This is a genomic window from Fictibacillus sp. FJAT-27399, assembly GCF_001510655.1.
Taxonomy (GTDB): Bacteria; Bacillota; Bacilli; order Bacillales; family Fictibacillaceae; genus Fictibacillus_C; species Fictibacillus_C marinisediminis.
Window position 1 is genome coordinate 396,686 of sequence record NZ_LMVC01000001.1, and the last position, 16,073, is coordinate 412,758.

General features: G+C 43.7%; 17 protein-coding genes and 1 other annotated feature. All 17 genes read left to right on the plus strand.

Translation table 11 applies throughout. From position 1 onward, the window contains the following. Positions 1-16: 16 nt before the first annotated feature. The 17 genes from ftsZ to AR335_RS02150 all read left to right on the plus strand — a co-directional run bounded on the left by ftsZ (position 17) and on the right by AR335_RS02150 (position 15,967). Positions 17-1,168, plus strand: coding sequence for a cell division protein FtsZ (ftsZ, locus tag AR335_RS02075; protein WP_053354573.1), 1,152 nt, complete (start codon positions 17-19; stop codon positions 1,166-1,168). Positions 1,169-1,375: 207 nt separating this feature from the next. Continuing rightward, positions 1,376-2,302: a sigma-E processing peptidase SpoIIGA gene (spoIIGA, locus tag AR335_RS02080; protein WP_062231641.1), complete on the plus strand. Its 927-nt coding sequence runs from the start codon at positions 1,376-1,378 to the stop codon at positions 2,300-2,302. Positions 2,303-2,327: 25 nt separating this feature from the next. Further along, entirely contained in the window at positions 2,328-3,047 is a 720-nt protein-coding gene (gene sigE, locus AR335_RS02085) for an RNA polymerase sporulation sigma factor SigE (RefSeq protein ID WP_053354571.1), read from the plus strand. A gap of 258 nt (positions 3,048-3,305) precedes the next feature. After that, positions 3,306-4,088, plus strand: a complete 783-nt coding sequence (gene sigG, locus AR335_RS02090) for an RNA polymerase sporulation sigma factor SigG (protein ID WP_062231643.1) — start codon at positions 3,306-3,308, stop codon at positions 4,086-4,088. 89 nt (positions 4,089-4,177) lie between these two features. Continuing rightward, positions 4,178-4,465, plus strand: a complete 288-nt coding sequence (locus AR335_RS02095; RefSeq protein ID WP_053354569.1) for a YlmC/YmxH family sporulation protein — start codon at positions 4,178-4,180, stop codon at positions 4,463-4,465. A gap of 104 nt (positions 4,466-4,569) precedes the next feature. Then, positions 4,570-5,439, plus strand: a complete 870-nt coding sequence (gene pgeF, locus AR335_RS02100) for a peptidoglycan editing factor PgeF (protein WP_062231646.1) — start codon at positions 4,570-4,572, stop codon at positions 5,437-5,439. Then, positions 5,402-6,079 (plus strand): YggS family pyridoxal phosphate-dependent enzyme, encoded by a 678-nt coding sequence (locus AR335_RS02105; RefSeq protein WP_062231648.1) that lies wholly within the window; start codon positions 5,402-5,404, stop codon positions 6,077-6,079. The genes pgeF and AR335_RS02105 overlap by 38 nt, the downstream gene beginning before the upstream one ends. Positions 6,080-6,091: 12 nt before the next feature. Further along, positions 6,092-6,520 carry a cell division protein SepF gene (locus tag AR335_RS02110; protein WP_062231650.1) on the plus strand — a complete coding sequence of 143 codons (429 nt, stop codon included), beginning with the start codon at positions 6,092-6,094 and terminating at the stop codon, positions 6,518-6,520. 20 nt (positions 6,521-6,540) lie between these two features. Next, positions 6,541-6,819, plus strand: a complete 279-nt coding sequence (locus AR335_RS22835) for a YggT family protein (protein ID WP_234293161.1) — start codon at positions 6,541-6,543, stop codon at positions 6,817-6,819. Between the two features lie 16 nt (positions 6,820-6,835). Further along, positions 6,836-7,609, plus strand: a complete 774-nt coding sequence (locus AR335_RS02115; protein WP_062231652.1) for an RNA-binding protein — start codon at positions 6,836-6,838, stop codon at positions 7,607-7,609. A gap of 82 nt (positions 7,610-7,691) precedes the next feature. After that, positions 7,692-8,189, plus strand: a complete 498-nt coding sequence (locus AR335_RS02120) for a DivIVA domain-containing protein (RefSeq protein WP_053354563.1) — start codon at positions 7,692-7,694, stop codon at positions 8,187-8,189. A gap of 54 nt (positions 8,190-8,243) precedes the next feature. Beyond that, positions 8,244-8,470: a binding site (T-box leader), on the plus strand. Positions 8,471-8,545: 75 nt separating this feature from the next. Continuing rightward, the gene (ileS, locus tag AR335_RS02125; RefSeq protein WP_062231654.1) at positions 8,546-11,311 is read left to right on the plus strand and encodes an isoleucine--tRNA ligase; all 2,766 of its coding nucleotides are present in this window, start codon (positions 8,546-8,548) and stop codon (positions 11,309-11,311) included. 145 nt (positions 11,312-11,456) lie between these two features. Continuing rightward, positions 11,457-12,218: a YqcI/YcgG family protein gene (locus AR335_RS02130; RefSeq protein ID WP_062231656.1), complete on the plus strand. Its 762-nt coding sequence runs from the start codon at positions 11,457-11,459 to the stop codon at positions 12,216-12,218. 156 nt (positions 12,219-12,374) lie between these two features. Then, positions 12,375-12,857 carry a signal peptidase II gene (gene lspA, locus AR335_RS02135; protein WP_053354560.1) on the plus strand — a complete coding sequence of 161 codons (483 nt, stop codon included), beginning with the start codon at positions 12,375-12,377 and terminating at the stop codon, positions 12,855-12,857. Beyond that, complete coding sequence (locus AR335_RS02140) at positions 12,838-13,755, plus strand: RluA family pseudouridine synthase (protein WP_062231658.1); 918 nt, start codon at positions 12,838-12,840, stop codon at positions 13,753-13,755. Before lspA ends, AR335_RS02140 begins: the two co-directional genes overlap by 20 nt. Positions 13,756-13,945: 190 nt before the next feature. Beyond that, a complete protein-coding gene (gene pyrR / locus AR335_RS02145) occupies positions 13,946-14,491 on the plus strand; it encodes a bifunctional pyr operon transcriptional regulator/uracil phosphoribosyltransferase PyrR (protein ID WP_062231659.1) in 546 nt (181 codons plus the stop codon). Positions 14,492-14,614: 123 nt separating this feature from the next. Continuing rightward, on the plus strand, positions 14,615-15,967 hold the full coding sequence (locus AR335_RS02150) for a solute carrier family 23 protein (RefSeq protein WP_062231660.1): 1,353 nt from the start codon (positions 14,615-14,617) through the stop codon (positions 15,965-15,967). Positions 15,968-16,073 lie beyond the last annotated feature (106 nt).

Here is a 16,073-nt window from a genome sequence, read left to right on the forward strand (position 1 = left end):
ATTAGGAGGAACGCTCATGTTAGAGTTTGATATGAACATGGATTCATTAGCTACAATTAAGGTCATTGGTGTCGGCGGCGGCGGAAGCAACGCTGTTAACCGCATGATTGAGCACGGTGTACAAGGAGTAGAATTTATTTGCGTGAATACTGACGCCCAGGCACTAAACCTTTCAAAGGCTCAGATTAAAATGCAGATCGGTTCGAAGCTTACTAGGGGATTGGGTGCAGGAGCCAACCCGGAAATTGGAAAAAAAGCGGCGGAAGAGAGCAGGGAACAGGTTGAAGAAGCCCTGCGCGGGGCCGATATGGTCTTTGTTACTGCTGGTATGGGCGGAGGAACTGGAACAGGTGCAGCTCCTGTAATCGCAGAAATCGCTAAGGAAATGGGAGCATTGACAGTAGGTGTAGTTACCCGTCCTTTCACGTTTGAAGGACGAAAACGTTCTACTCAAGCTGTTGGCGGAATCAGCGTATTCAAAGAAAAAGTAGATACATTGATTGTCATTCCAAATGACAGACTACTAGAAATCGTTGACAAAAACACTCCGATGCTTGAAGCTTTCCGTGAGGCAGATAACGTATTGCGACAAGGTGTACAAGGGATTTCTGACTTGATCGCTGTACCTGGATTGATCAACCTTGACTTTGCCGATGTTAAAACGATCATGACTGAAAAAGGTTCTGCTCTAATGGGTATTGGTATTGCCACTGGCGAAAACAGAGCAGCTGAGGCAGCACGAAAGGCCATTTCTTCACCATTGCTTGAAACTTCAATCGACGGTGCCAAGGGTGTCCTGATGAACATTACTGGAGGAGCCAACCTAAGCCTTTATGAAGTTAATGAAGCGGCAGATATTGTATCCTCTGCTTCAGATCCTGAAGTCAACATGATCTTCGGGTCTGTTATCAATGAAGATTTAAAAGATGAAATTCTGGTGACTGTTATTGCGACCGGTTTCGATGAAAGAGAAAACATGCAAGCCATGCAGGCACAGGCGCAGCGTCCAAAATTCCAGCAGCAGGCTCCAAAGGCTCCAACTAGCCAAGGAAACCAGCGTGAGGAAGTGACGAACGAAAACCGTCCGGCTCCGCCTTCACAATCCGATTCTGATACACTGGATATCCCTACTTTCCTTCGAAACCGCAACCGTAACCGAAGAAGATAACTAAGAAAAGAAGAAGCGCCAGCAATACTTGCAAAACACCTTTCAGACTATGAAAGGTGTTTTTTTATGCCTTCAAAACAGTTTTTTGCAAGCAGTAGATTATGACAAAATCTCTTAAAATAAAAAGATATCTTGTCTCATAAATTGACAGACTTTATATTTCGCCTGTTTTATACTTGTTTCAACTCTTAAGAAAGGAGAAAACAAATGACACTTTATCTGGATGTCATTTGGTTTCTTAATTTTTGCATTGATTTTCTGCTGATTGTTTTAACCGGAATGGTGTTAAAACGCAAAATGCAAAAATGGAGACTGGCTGCGGGTTCTTTCATCGGATCTTCGTATGTTTTGCTGCTTTTCATTCCTACGGATATCAGCATGTATCATCCGCTCATCAAATTTGTTTTTTCCTTGATCATCATGGTCGTGTCATTTGGTTTTCAAAAATTTTCATACTTCGCTAAAAATGTTGGGATGTTTTACTTTGTAACGTTTGTCACAGGAGGGGGGCTTTTTGCGGCACATTATTTCTTACAGACAGATTTAACGATCATGCATGGTGTATTGGCGACCAAGAGTACAGGAAAGGGTGATCTTTTAAGCTGGGCGTTTGTCTGTATCGGCTTTCCGGCAGTATGGCTGTTTTCCAAAAGAAGAGTGGATGACATTAAAGTGCAGAAACTCCATTATACAGAATTGGTGGAGGTGGAAATCAGAATTGAGGATATATGCATACAAGCTGCCGGGCTGATTGACAGCGGAAACAAGCTGCATGACCCCATCACCAAGGTGCCTGTAATGATCCTTGACTTGAATATCCACGAAGAACACCTTCCACCGGAAATCATAGCGTTTTCTAAAGATATGGAGTCATTTAACGAAATTGGTGCCTCGGGGCATTCATGGGAATCACGCCTGCGGATTATTCCATTTCGTGCTGTGGGGAAAGACAGTGAATTTCTCCCGGCCATCAAGCCGGATGAAGTCGTAATCAAAAGCAAACAGGGGAACTTTTCATGTTCGAGAGTTCTTATCGGGTTAACATATACAGCATTGTCAAGTGAAAATGCGTTTACCTGCATTGTGCATCCAGAAGTCATGTCGAATGGTATCGAGAGCATAGCAGCCTCATAGAATAAGGAGAGGGGAGAATGGCAAAGTGAGAAAGCTTCGTCTGAAACTGACACTTCTTTGGTACAAACTGTTAATTAAGCTTGGGATCAAAACGGAGGAAATCCATTATATAGGCGGCCATGAGGCGCTTCCGCCGCCGCTGAGCAAGGAGGAAGAAGCTGTACTCCTTGAAAAGCTGCCATCCGGCGATAAGGCTGCTAAATCATTGCTCATCGAAAGGAATTTAAGGCTGGTCGTCTACATTGCAAGAAAATTTGAGAATACCGGGATCAATATAGAGGATTTAATCAGTATTGGTACGATCGGACTGATCAAAGCGGTAAACACGTTCAATCCTGAAAAGAAAATAAAACTGGCTACATATGCATCCCGATGCATTGAAAATGAAATCCTTATGTATTTGCGCAGAAATAACAAAACACGATCAGAAGTTTCTTTTGATGAACCGCTGAATGTTGACTGGGATGGAAATGAGCTCTTATTATCAGATGTCCTCGGGACAGAAGAGGATATTATTACACGCCGATTAGAGGCGAATGTCGATCGGAAATTGCTTTTGAAGGCTTTATTTACGTTAAATGACAGGGAGAAACAGATCATGGAGCTTAGATTTGGACTATCTGGAGGGGAAGAAAAGACCCAGAAAGATGTGGCTGATATGCTCGGGATATCTCAGTCCTATATCTCAAGATTGGAGAAGAGAATTATTAAACGGCTGCAAAAGGAATTTAATAAAATGGTCTGATTGGAGGCAGCAGCCTCTTTTTTTATTTGGCTTTGAAATTTGGCATCGCATACTGATGGTTGAAACCCTCCTAGCAGGGGGGAACAGCTGGCTTATACCCTTCTGCTTATTTTGAAAATAATTTCCAGTCAATTAAGCTATACTGCCGCATGATTTCCGGCATCCTGCTTTACTTCCTGAAGATGAAGCTACTGCATAAAAATTCCTGCCAGGGAAATACTGACTTTGACAAAAAACTCCCGGTAGGAGGGAAATCCATTGACCCGAAACAAAGTAGAGATCTGCGGAGTAGACACGTCTAAGCTTCCAGTATTAAAAAATCCCGAAATGCGTGAATTGTTCACAAAGATGCAGAACGGGGATCCTACTGCACGCGAAACGTTAGTAAACGGCAACCTGCGCTTAGTTCTCAGCGTTATCCAGAGATTTAACAACCGCGGGGAGTTTGTTGATGATTTATTTCAGGTCGGCTGTATTGGCCTAATGAAATCCATCGATAATTTTGACCTTGGTCAAAATGTAAAATTTTCCACGTATGCAGTACCTATGATTATTGGAGAGATCAGAAGATATTTGCGGGACAACAACCCCATCCGGGTATCCCGTTCTCTGCGGGATATCGCTTACAAAGCGTTGCAGGTAAGAGACCAGCTTATGAATAAGCTTTCAAGGGAACCAACGGCACAGCAGATCGCTGAAGTGCTGGAGGTTCCTAAAGAAGAAGTGGTATTTGCACTGGATGCCATACAGGACCCCGTTTCTCTTTTTGAACCTATTTATAATGACGGCGGCGATCCGATCTACGTAATGGATCAGATAAGTGATGATAAGGCTAAAGATTTTCAGTGGATTGAAGAAATTGCCCTGAAAGAAGCAATGAGGCGCCTTAATGAAAGAGAAAAAATGATTCTGACGATGAGATTTTTTCAAGGCAAAACGCAGATGGAGGTCGCCGATGAGATTGGAATCTCACAAGCCCAGGTCTCGCGTCTGGAAAAAGCGGCCATCTCACAGATGAACAAAAATATACAGAGCAGCTAAAAAGACAACCCGCTGATAAAGCGGGTTGTTTGCTGTACATGATTTTACAAGCTCGCTCATATAGTTAGTAAAAGAAGGGCGGGGATACGATGATGAAGATTTCTGACTTTCAGGTCAAGGACGTAGTAAATGTTGCGAACGGCAAAAAACTTGGACATATCGCTGATCTGGAGATTAATTTAAGCACGGGAAAGATAGAATCACTGATCATACCGGGGCCAGGAAAAATGCTCGGCTTTTTTGCAAGAGAAAGTGATATTGTCATTCCATGGAGAAATATCGTAAAGATCGGGACAGATGTCATTCTTGTCCGCTATATGGACGCTCAGGATTCAGGAGAATATATTAAAGAACCTTTTGATCAGCTGAAAAAGTAAATAGCATTATACGCTCAAGACTCATCTGTGATAAAATAAATAGCATAATAACCCAATATCCGTCTCAATTTGATAATACTTTTCACAGAAGGAAGTGTGCGGTTTTGAGAGCTGAACCATTTGTACAACAAGGCAGCATGTTTAAACTGGCTGACTGGATGAACCAGCATACCGGATTAACAGCAGGCATCACGTCACGGCGTAATGGTTTTAGCAAGCATCCATATGAATCATTGAATTTAGGATTCCATGTCGGAGACAACCCGGAGGATGTTCTAAAAAACCGGCAGAGCGCAAGTGTTGCCATTGGAGCTGCTTTAGACCACTGGGTCGGAACTGAGCAGGTGCATCAGGCAGTCATAAAAAAAGTTACGCATGAGGATGCTGGAAAGGGCGCAAAAGATCTGGCAAGCGCGATTAAAGGCACCGATGGAATATATACATCAGAAGAAGACCTACTACTAACCTCACTTTACGCTGACTGTGTGCCGCTTTTCTTTTTGAGTCCCCAAAACAAACTTGTCGGGCTTGCCCATGCAGGCTGGAAAGGTACAGTCGGCAAGATCGGAGCAAACATGGTGGATGAATGGGTGAAGGCTGAAGGTGTCAGGCCCGATGACATCATTGCAGCAATCGGACCATCGATCGGATGCTGCTGCTATGAGGTAGATGAATTTGTTATCAAACAAGTCAACAAGGCGCTTCCGGCTGATACAGCAAATTTTCCATACCGTCAGATAGACGAGACGCATTATTTGCTGGATTTGCGGGAAGTAAATAAGAGGATCCTGATTCAGGCAGGCATGAAAGAGGAAAATATTGTTGAAACTTCTTATTGCACCAGCTGCAATAATGAACAATTTTTTTCTCATCGCAAGGAACTTGGAAAAACCGGCAGGATCATGAGCTATATCGGGCGTTTGAAAGGAGCAGAACGTGAATATCCAGCAAAATCTTTCAGTCATCCAAACTAATATTTCTGAAGCTTGCAAGAAAAAAAACAGAAAGCCAGAGGACGTTAAAATTATTGCCGTGACGAAATATGTGAGTACTGAAACGGCTGTGGATGCAGTGAAATCTGGCGTTGAGCACATCGGTGAAAACCGTCCGGAAGGCCTCAAGGAAAAGTATGAGGTTCTTGGTGATGATGTGACGTGGCATTTTATTGGTTCTCTTCAGTCCAGAAAAGTTAAGGAAATTCTCCCTTACGTTGACTATATTCATTCATTGGACAGGCTTTCGCTTGCTAAGGAGATCGATAAGAGGGCAGACCGTGTCATCAATTGTTTTGTTCAAGTCAATGTCTCCGGAGAAGAAACAAAACATGGGTTGTCGGCTGAAAAAACTCTATCATATGTCGATAATATGAAAGAGTTTCCAAACATCCGGATCGTAGGGCTGATGACCATGGCTCCTCATACAGAAGATGAGGAAACCCTTCGTTCTGTTTTTTCAACACTTAAACAGCTGCAAAATGACATACAGGCGAAGCATTACGAATTTGCGCCATGCACTGAGCTTTCCATGGGAATGTCTAATGATTATGAAATAGCTGTCCAGGAAGGAGCAACGTTCGTCAGAATTGGGACCAGCCTGGTCGGCAAAGAATTTTAGGAGGTGCCAATCATGAGCATAAAGAACAAATTCAAGCGCTTTTTTGACCTTGAAGAAGATGAATATGTATATGAAGAGGTAGTTGAAGAGGATGGTGCAGAGGCTGTGGAGAGTGAATATCCTCCTGCTCAAACAAAGAAAAACAAGCAGAACGTCGTCAGCCTGCAAAGTATTCATCAGCAATCCAAGGTGGTCCTTGTTGAACCGAGAGTATACGCGGAAGCACAGGACATTGCCGATCAATTAAAAAACAGGCGTGCGGTTGTCATGAACCTGCAGCGCATTCCACATGATCAGGCAAAACGGATCGTCGACTTTTTAAGCGGAACCGTTTATGCGATCGGTGGAGATATACAAAAATTAGGTCCTAACACATTTTTGTGCACACCGGAAAACGTAGATATTTCCGGATCGATTTCGGAAATGCTGGAAGGCGAATAATACGAGGACGGTGGCTTTCTTTGGTATATCAGATTGGGAACTTTGTTAGCGAACTTTTCACTATCTATCGATATATAGTCATAGCGTACATATTAATGTCATGGTTCCCGAATGCAAGGGAATCTTCCATCGGCCAATTTATTGCCAGAATCGTGGAGCCATACTTGGCGCCGTTCAGGAGAATCATCCCGCCGCTTGGCATGATTGATATTTCTCCGATCGTCGCATTATTTGCATTATCGTTTGCACAAGCTGGTGTGAAAATGGTCATTTACTGGATTGGCCAATACCTGGCCTAAAGGCAGAGGAGCATAGATGAACATATATCAGCATTTTCGTAAAGAAGAATACCCCTTTATTGATCAAGTGCTGCAGTGGAAGGCTGAAGCTGAGGAACGATATTCTGTTAAACTGACTGATTTTCTTGATCCAAGAGAGCAGGATATCGCTGAAAGCATGATTGGAAAAGGCTCGGAGGCTTCCCTGGCTTTCTGGGGAGGCTCTTCTTTTTCTGAGAGAAAAAGAGCATTAATCTATCCTTCTTATTTTGTACCCGAGAAAAAGGATTTTGAAGTTTCTGTATTGGAAATTCACTATCCAGCAAAGTTTGTAACGATGGAGCATCGAGACGTTCTCGGCTCTCTGATGAACCTTGGAATGAAGAGAGGAAAGTTTGGTGATATCCTTCAAAACAAGGACAGGATGCAGATCGTTGTTGCAGGCGATGTGAGCGACTACGTCTGCCTTAACTTAGAGCGAATCGGAAAAGCGAGTGTTAAGCTGAAAGAAGTGTCTGAAAATGATCTCATTGAATCAGACGAGATTTATGAAATGAAAGAAGGAACAGTTTCTTCATTGCGGCTTGACGTGGTTCTCTCTGAGATCTATGGGCTTTCTCGGTCAAAAGTCAGCCCTCTCATTCAAGGGTCGAAAGCAAAGGTCAATTGGAGGGTTACTGAAGAAGTGTCTTTCCCAGTTGAACCTGGAGATTATTTATCTTTAAGAGGATACGGCAGGAGCAAACTGATCGCTGTGGAAGGTAAGACAAAGAAAGACAGATGGCGGGTAAGGTACGGAGTTTTACAATAAATTATACAGTTTAGAAGGATTGGCATTACAATTGTCGAAACTAGGTAATTAATAGAAAGCATCATTAGCGGAGGTGGCGGAAATGCCTTTAACACCATTGGATATTCATAATAAAGAGTTTACCCGGGGATTTCGGGGTTATAATGAAGATGAGGTCAACGATTTTCTTGATCAAGTAATTAAAGATTATGAATCAGTGATCCGCGAAAGAAGAGAACTGGAAGAAACCGTAGAAAAGCTTGAAGAGAAGCTTTCCTATTTTAAAAACATTGAAGAAACATTGAACAAATCTATTCTTGTTGCTCAGGAAACAGGCGAGGAAGTTAAACGAAGCGCAACAAAAGAAGCAAGGCTGATCGTAAAGGAAGCGGAAAAGAACGCGGACCGAATTATCAATGAATCGCTGGCTAAATCCCGAAAAATCGCGATGGAGATCGAAGAATTGAAAAAGCAGTCTTCTGTTTATCGCACCCGTTTCCGCATGCTCATCGAAGCTCAGCTGGAAATGCTGAAGAATGAGGATTGGGATGCTCTTCAGCCTGCAGAACGTGGTGAAGAATACGAACTGGAGATGAAATAGAACGCTTGACGTTTTTTCGTCCTAAGCATATAATTCTTTAAAGATTATTATATTTCGGCAACGATGAAAGGGAAAGTATGTAGAGAATCCATTTTTCAAGTAAGCGAGCTGGTGATGGTGGAAGACCGGTAAATGGACTGTACAGAAGATCACCCCGGAGTTTCCAGGCTGAACCTGCACTAAGTAAGCCTGGCGTTCTTTCACGATACGATTGCAAAGCGGGTTTCTTTCATTTTGAAACCTATTAGGGTGGTACCACGGGTGGCCTTCTCGTCCCTTCACAGTGACGAGAAGGCCTTTTTGTATGCATGTGAGCAGTTGGAAATGATTTTTTCGATAGATGTAGGAGGAAAAATATGAATTACAAAGACACGTTATTAATGCCTAAAACAGAATTTCCGATGCGGGGCAATCTTCCTCAGCGTGAACCGGAAGTTCAAGCCAAATGGGAAGATCTGAATATTTACAATAAAGTGCAGGAACATACGAAAGGGCGACCTTCCTTCATTCTTCATGACGGGCCTCCTTATGCCAATGGAGATATCCATGTAGGGCATGCTGAGAATAAGATCTTAAAAGATATGATCGTCCGTTATAAATCCATGACAGGCTATCATGCACCATACGTTCCTGGCTGGGATACACATGGCCTTCCAATTGAAACCGCCTTAACCAAGAGCGGAAAAGTAAAAAGAAAAGAGATGTCGGTTGCAGAATTCCGTAAACGGTGTGAAGAATATGCTCTGACACAAGTGGATCGCCAGCGGAATCAGTTTAAACGACTGGGAGTACGCGGAGATTGGGAGAATCCGTACATCACCCTGAACAAAGCGTATGAAGCCCGTCAGATCGAAGTATTTGGCGAAATGGTGAAAAGAGGATTCATCTACAAAGGATTGAAGCCTGTTTATTGGTCTCCATCATCTGAATCTGCATTAGCAGAAGCAGAGATCGAATATTATGACAAACGTTCAGCATCTATCTATGTTGCGTTCCCGGTGAAAGACGGAAAAGACGTACTTGATCAAGACGTAAGCATCGTCATCTGGACCACGACACCATGGACCATTCCGGCAAACCTCGGTATTTCCGTTCATCCTGATCTTGACTATGTCGTTGTTGAGGCAGAGGGGAGAAAGCTTCTAGTGGCACAGGCGCTAGTCGAGCAGCTGGAAAAAGAATTAGAATGGACGAATGTGACGGTTTCTAAAACCGTAAAAGGTAAAGATCTTGAACATATTGTTGCACAGCATCCTCTTTATGACCGTGAATCCCTCGTCATGCTTGGTGACCATGTCACGACTGATGCAGGTACTGGGTGTGTCCATACAGCACCCGGACACGGGGAAGATGACTTCCTTGTCGGTAAAAAATACGGACTAGAAGTGCTCTGCCCAGTCGATGACCGTGGTGTTATGACAAGTGAAGCTCCTGGATTTGAAGGCATGTTTTATGATGAAGCTAACAAGCCAATCACACAGAAGCTGGAGGAGGCTGGCGCGCTCTTAAAGCTGTCCTTCATCACCCACTCATACCCGCATGACTGGAGAACGAAAAAACCGGTAATCTTCAGGGCTACTGCTCAATGGTTCGCTTCTATTAAAGGAATGCGTGAAGAGATGCTGGACGCTATTAAAGAAGTGAACTGGATTCCTAACTGGGGCGAAACAAGACTGTTTAACATGATCAAAGACCGTGAAGACTGGTGTATTTCAAGACAGCGTGCATGGGGAGTTCCTATTCCGGTGTTCTATGCAGAAAACGGTGAACCGATCATGACGGAAGAAACAATCGCGCATGTTGTAAAACTGTTCCGTGAACACGGATCGAATATTTGGTTCGAACGAGATGCAAAAGAACTGCTTCCTGAAGGATTCACGTCTGATCACAGTCCGAACGGCAGGTTCTCTAAAGAAACAGACATCATGGACGTATGGTTTGATTCTGGATCTTCTCACTGGAGTGTTCTTGAAGAACGCGAAGATCTAAGCCGTCCGGCTGATCTCTATCTGGAAGGTTCTGACCAGTACCGCGGATGGTTTAACTCATCTCTTTCCACATCAGTAGCGATCACAGGCAAGGCACCGTACAAATCGGTTCTTAGCCATGGTTTTGTTCTTGATGGTGAAGGAAGAAAAATGAGTAAGTCCATCGGCAACGTAATGGATCCAATAAAAGTCATGAACCAGCTTGGCGCTGACATTATCCGCCTATGGGTATCTTCTGTGGACTATCAGGCAGATGTCAGAGTGTCCGATGATATTTTGAAACAAGTAGCTGAAGTTTACCGCAAAATCCGTAATACACTGCGCTTCTTGCTTGGAAACCTTAATGGGTTTGATCCGAAAGTAAACGCTGTTCCTTTTGAAGAACTTGGCAAGATCGATCAATACATGCTCGTTAAACTCAATAAACTGATCGACCGGGTAAAGAAATCTTATGATGAGTACCAGTTCCTGTCTGTTTATAACGCGATCCATAATTTCTGTACCATCGATCTGTCATCATTCTACCTTGATATTGCTAAGGATACTCTCTACATTCAGTCAGAGGACGATATTAAACGCAGAAGCATACAGACCGTACTTTATGAAGCACTGATGGCGATCACAAAATTGACAGCTCCAATTCTTGCCCACACGGCAGACGAAGTTTGGAACTACATTCCTGGTGTTACAGAGGAAAGTGTTCAATTAACAACCATGCCGGACTCTGTCACTTATCCTGGCGAAGACCAATTGATGAAAGACTGGGATCTGTTTATGGATCTTCGTGATGAAGTATTAAAAGCACTTGAGGAAGCAAGAAATGCTAAATTAATCGGGAAGTCCCTTACAGCGTCTATCACCCTGTATCCTGCAGAAAATGTGAAGAGCTGGCTTGAAAATGTAGAGGACCTTAATAAACTGTTTATTGTTTCAGAGGCAGTGATTGGCGGTTTTAGAGATGATGCTCCTGAAAGGGCAGTAAAATATGATCACTTGGCGGTTTCTGTTAAGCCTGCTGAAGGCGAAACGTGTGAGCGCTGCTGGGTTGTAACACCAGAAGTTGGTTCTGATGAAAAACACCCTACACTTTGTGCATCGTGTGCAGAGATTGTAACTAAAAATTATGAAAACTAAATAGTGAATAAAGAATAGCTGTCTTTCTGACGACGCAATCATTGCGGCTTGAGGAGGACGGCTTTTTTTAGGCTATTTTCTGCTTTTTGTATGGACATTCACCTAACCACTTGCTTTGAATAATGTAAAAGCAAGGAGGCTGAGTATGGAACGGTTATATGACAAGGAGAGAGCATCTGTACTGCTTGACGATTGGAAAAGGAATGCATTCCATGCTTTTCATAGCAAGATGACGAATCATGAACTTAAATTTCCCTGCATTCCCGCCATTCAAGGGTATCAGCTCGGCCATATCCGTTATGGTTTCGCACCCCGTCCAGAAAGCAGGGAAGCTTCTGAAGCCTTTGCAGAACTGCTGGATTCATATGGAAAGTGCTCCCGTGAAACCGGCCTTTATTCGGCTCTTGTTGTTTTCTTTAATAATGATCCGGCTCATCCTGAAGAGTATCAAACGGTAAATACGTACGAAGAAGTTTTTTGGGACTTGATGAAAAGAACTTCATCGCTTGACAAAAAACCTTGGCCGGCACATATTTCAAATGATCCAGAGGATGCTACCTGGGAGTTTTGTTATGGATTGGAACAATATTTCGTATTTTGCGGAACACCCGTACATGTGAAAAGGTACAGCCGTTACTTTCCCTTTTTTATGCTCGCTCTTACACCGAGGTGGGTGCTTTCCTGTTTCAATGAAGACCAGAGAAAGGCAGAAAAGATGTCTGAATGGATCAGGGATCGACTGTCAACCTATGATACTGCCCCAATCCACCCTGAATTAAAAAAGTATGGAGATGCCGAAAATAAAGAATGGAAACAATATTATTTAAGGGATGATGAGACGGCAGCCTCGTCCTGTCCGTTTCATCATCTATGGAAGCAAAGTTCAGAAGCAAAAAGAGATACATGAGTGTGAGTAGCTGAAAAAGCAGGATAGTACCTGCTTTTTTCTGCATACTGATGCTTAAGGCGATGATAAGCTAAATAATTTAGTCTTTGGATTGTGCTTGGCCTTCAGCCTGTGCTAAAATTTGAAAGTATAAACTTAGGAATCGGAGGAAACAAAGTGTACTATTATCTTCTTGCACTTTTGGTGCTTGGCCTCGACCAGGTGACAAAATGGTGGATCGTTAAAAACATGCATTATGGACAAAGTATTACGGTCATAGAAAATGTTTTTTACATAACCTCACATCGGAACAGAGGAGCTGCCTTCGGTATTCTGCAAAATCAGATGTGGTTTTTTGTCATCATTACGATCGCTGTTATCGCTGCGGTCATCTATTATATGCAGAAGCACGCTAAACATCAGCCGTTGCTGCGAACAGCGCTTGGTCTTGTGCTCGGGGGAGCAACCGGGAACTTTTTAGACCGTATCATCAGGAAAGAGGTCGTTGACTTCCTGGACGTCAAGATATCGAACTATAACTATCCGATATTCAATGTGGCCGATTCCGCACTGGTTATTGGTGTCATACTAATATTTATTCAAACATTAATGGAAAGCAAGAATAAGAAGGAGAACATGAATGGAGCACATCGAGGTTAAAATAGAGGAAGAACAACAGTCTGAGCGAATTGATAAGGTGGTAACTTCCATTGAATCAGACTGGTCGCGGTCTCAAGTCCAAAATTGGGTGAAGGACGGCATGGTAACGGTCAACGGCAAAACGGTCAAGACCAATTACAAATGCAGTGCAGGGGATATTATCTCCATCAAGATTCCCGAACCGACAATCTTGGATGTTGAAGCAGAAGAATTGAATCTTGATATTGTCTATGAGGATTCCGACGTGCTAGTCGTGAATAAGCCAAGAGGAATGGTGGTTCATCCGGCTCCTGGAAATTATTCAGGTACTCTCGTTAATGGTCTCATGGCCCATTGCAAGGATTTATCAGGTATAAACGGGGTTCTTCGGCCTGGCATCGTCCATCGTATTGACAAAGATACCACGGGTCTTTTGATGGTTGCTAAAAATGATATGGCCCATGAATCTTTAGTGAGCCAGCTAAAAGCAAAGACTACGACACGGAAATACAAAGCCATTGTTCATGGCGTCATGCCTCACGACAAGGGAACCATTGATGCACCGATCGGGCGTGATAAAAGTGACCGCCAAAAGATGACGGTTACGGATGAAAACAGCAGAGACGCGGTAACCCATTTTAATGTTCTGGAAAAGTTCAATGATTTTACATTTGTTGAATGCCAGCTGGAAACAGGCAGAACACACCAGATTCGTGTACATCTGAAATATATCGGTTTTCCTCTTGCAGGAGATCCGAAATATGGCCCCAAAAAGACGCTTGATATCAATGGACAAGCCCTCCATGCAGGTTTGATCGGTTTTGAACATCCTCGCACAAAGGAATATATGGAATTTGAAGTTCCTCTTCCAGAAGATATGGAACAGCTGCTCGACAATCTACGACGGAAAATGGGTTGACAGCCTCCTTCCTTTCTGTAATAATAAGGTCAAATGAATAGTCCTTTAACAACAGTCCCGTGAGGCTGAGAAGGAAAACGGATTTAGGCTGCAGACCTAACTATGTCCTCTCGCCCATACGGTGAGGGGACTTTTTTTATGGGCCGCTTAAAGGATAAGCATTAACGAACAAAAAAGAAGGTGACAAGTCATGCAAAAGGCAGTCATTATGGATGAACAGGCGATCCGCCGGGCACTGACAAGGATTGCTCATGAGATCATTGAACGGAACAAAGGAATTGAAAATGTGGTCCTGGTAGGCATTAAAACAAGAGGTGAATATTTGGCGAAGCGCCTTGCAGAACGAATTCAGAACATTGAGGGGAAACCAGTCAAGGTGGGAGACATCGATATCACCCTTTACCGTGACGACCTTAAAGTAAAGACCGAGAATCTTGAACCTGAATTAAAAGGAACAGATATTCCTGTGGATATTGCCAATAAAAAAGTAATATTGGTGGATGATGTTCTGTTCACAGGCAGAACGGTAAGAGCGGCGATGGACGCCGTCATGGACATCGGCCGCCCTGCTTCGATCCAGCTGGCTGTCCTCATCGACAGAGGCCACCGCGAACTTCCGATAAGGGCTGATTATGTCGGCAAGAATGTACCAACATCAAATAATGAAATCATTTCTGCTTCCTTAGCAGAGGTCGATGGAGCTGATGAAGTATCCATCCACGAAAATAATAAATAGCGCACGTCCCTTTAAATCGAGTCCAGAGAGACTAGCAAGGGAGGTATGGATAGACAGGCTGCACAAATAGGCAGACCTGTGTATTCAGCACTACCTCCTTCACTTGCAAAGGAGGTATTTTTTATGGATAAAAACAGAAATAATGAAAATACAGATCAACAGGAAACACGCCATGCCATACTGGATGTGCATGAAGTACCGAAAATTCACCAATGGCTGACGTTAAGCCTGCAGCACCTATTTGCCATGTTCGGTGCTACGGTTCTTGTACCATTCCTGGTTAAACTGGATCCAGGGGTCGCACTGGTCTCAAGCGGTTTGGCAACATTGGCTTACTTGCTGGTGACAAAAGGCCAGATTCCCGCTTACCTTGGTTCATCCTTTGCGTTCATCACTCCAATCATTACCGTTAAAATGCTGGGCGGACCTGAAGCCGCGATGGTCGGAAGCTTTCTTGCCGGGCTTGTTTACGGAGCAGTAGCTTTGATCATTAAAACAAGCGGGTTGAAATGGCTGATGAGAATTATGCCCCCCGTTGTAGTCGGTCCTGTCATTATCGTTATTGGACTGGGGCTCGCCAATACAGCAGTTAAAATGGCAATGAACAATCCACATACAAACGAGTATAGCTTGTCCTACTTTTCAGTCGCTTTGTTCACACTGGCTGTCACGATCATTTGCTCGATGTATTTAAAAGGAATCTTTGGAATCATCCCCATCCTGATCGGTATCATCGCCGGATATCTCTTTGCCTTTGCGAGGGGGATGGTGGATTTGTCGAAAGTAAAGCAAGCTAGTCTCATCGATGCACCAGACTTCATGTTTCCGTTTGTATCCTACACACCGCATTTTTCCTGGTCGATCGCATTTATCATGATGCCGGTGGCTACAGTTACAATCGCCGAGCATATCGGGCATCAGCTTGTACTGAGCAAGGTTGTCGGCCGAAACTTTTTAGAAAAACCAGGTCTGCATCGCTCCATCCTCGGTGACGGCATCGGGGTAATGATCGGTTCTTTCATAGGTGGACCCCCAGTGACCACATATGGTGAAAACATAGGAGTCTTGGCCATCACGAGAGTGTTTTCCGTTTTCGTTATCGGGGGAGCGGCAGTGACGGCCATCTGCTTCGGGTTTTCAGGAAAGGTCACTGCACTTATCAGCTCTGTACCAACACCGGTCATGGGCGGTGTTTCCATCCTTCTCTTTGGGATCATTGCTTCATCGGGGCTCAGGATGCTGATTGATAATCAAATTGATTTTGGAAACAAACGAAACCTGATCATCTCTTCCGTCATCCTTGTTACAGGGATCGGGGGAGCGGTCCTCCAATTTAGTGAAACTCTGCAGATCACCGGCATGGCGCTGGCCACTTTGATCGGTGTGTTCTTAAATCTTGTCCTTCCAGGACGAGAAGATGATTCTGAACTACTGAATAAGATGTTCGGAGTATCTGAAAACGACCCAGCTGCATAATGAACACCTTTTAAATGAGTCCGAGAGGCTTAGAAGGGTGAACCAGTTTGAAGAGCGTATACGCTTCTTCAAATCTGGCTGCACCCTGACAAGAAAACGTCAGGGT

Coding starts and splice junctions, on each gene's coding strand:
- ftsZ (WP_053354573.1), top strand. CDS start 17: ATGTTAGAGTTTGATATGAACATGGATTCATTAGCTACAATTAAGGTC.
- spoIIGA (WP_062231641.1), top strand. CDS start 1,376: ATGACACTTTATCTGGATGTCATTTGGTTTCTTAATTTTTGCATTGAT.
- AR335_RS02095 (WP_053354569.1), top strand. CDS start 4,178: ATGATGAAGATTTCTGACTTTCAGGTCAAGGACGTAGTAAATGTTGCG.
- AR335_RS02110 (WP_062231650.1), top strand. CDS start 6,092: ATGAGCATAAAGAACAAATTCAAGCGCTTTTTTGACCTTGAAGAAGAT.
- AR335_RS02115 (WP_062231652.1), top strand. CDS start 6,836: ATGAACATATATCAGCATTTTCGTAAAGAAGAATACCCCTTTATTGAT.
- AR335_RS02120 (WP_053354563.1), top strand. CDS start 7,692: ATGCCTTTAACACCATTGGATATTCATAATAAAGAGTTTACCCGGGGA.
- ileS (WP_062231654.1), top strand. CDS start 8,546: ATGAATTACAAAGACACGTTATTAATGCCTAAAACAGAATTTCCGATG.
- AR335_RS02130 (WP_062231656.1), top strand. CDS start 11,457: ATGGAACGGTTATATGACAAGGAGAGAGCATCTGTACTGCTTGACGAT.
- AR335_RS02140 (WP_062231658.1), top strand. CDS start 12,838: ATGGAGCACATCGAGGTTAAAATAGAGGAAGAACAACAGTCTGAGCGA.
- pyrR (WP_062231659.1), top strand. CDS start 13,946: ATGCAAAAGGCAGTCATTATGGATGAACAGGCGATCCGCCGGGCACTG.
- AR335_RS02150 (WP_062231660.1), top strand. CDS start 14,615: ATGGATAAAAACAGAAATAATGAAAATACAGATCAACAGGAAACACGC.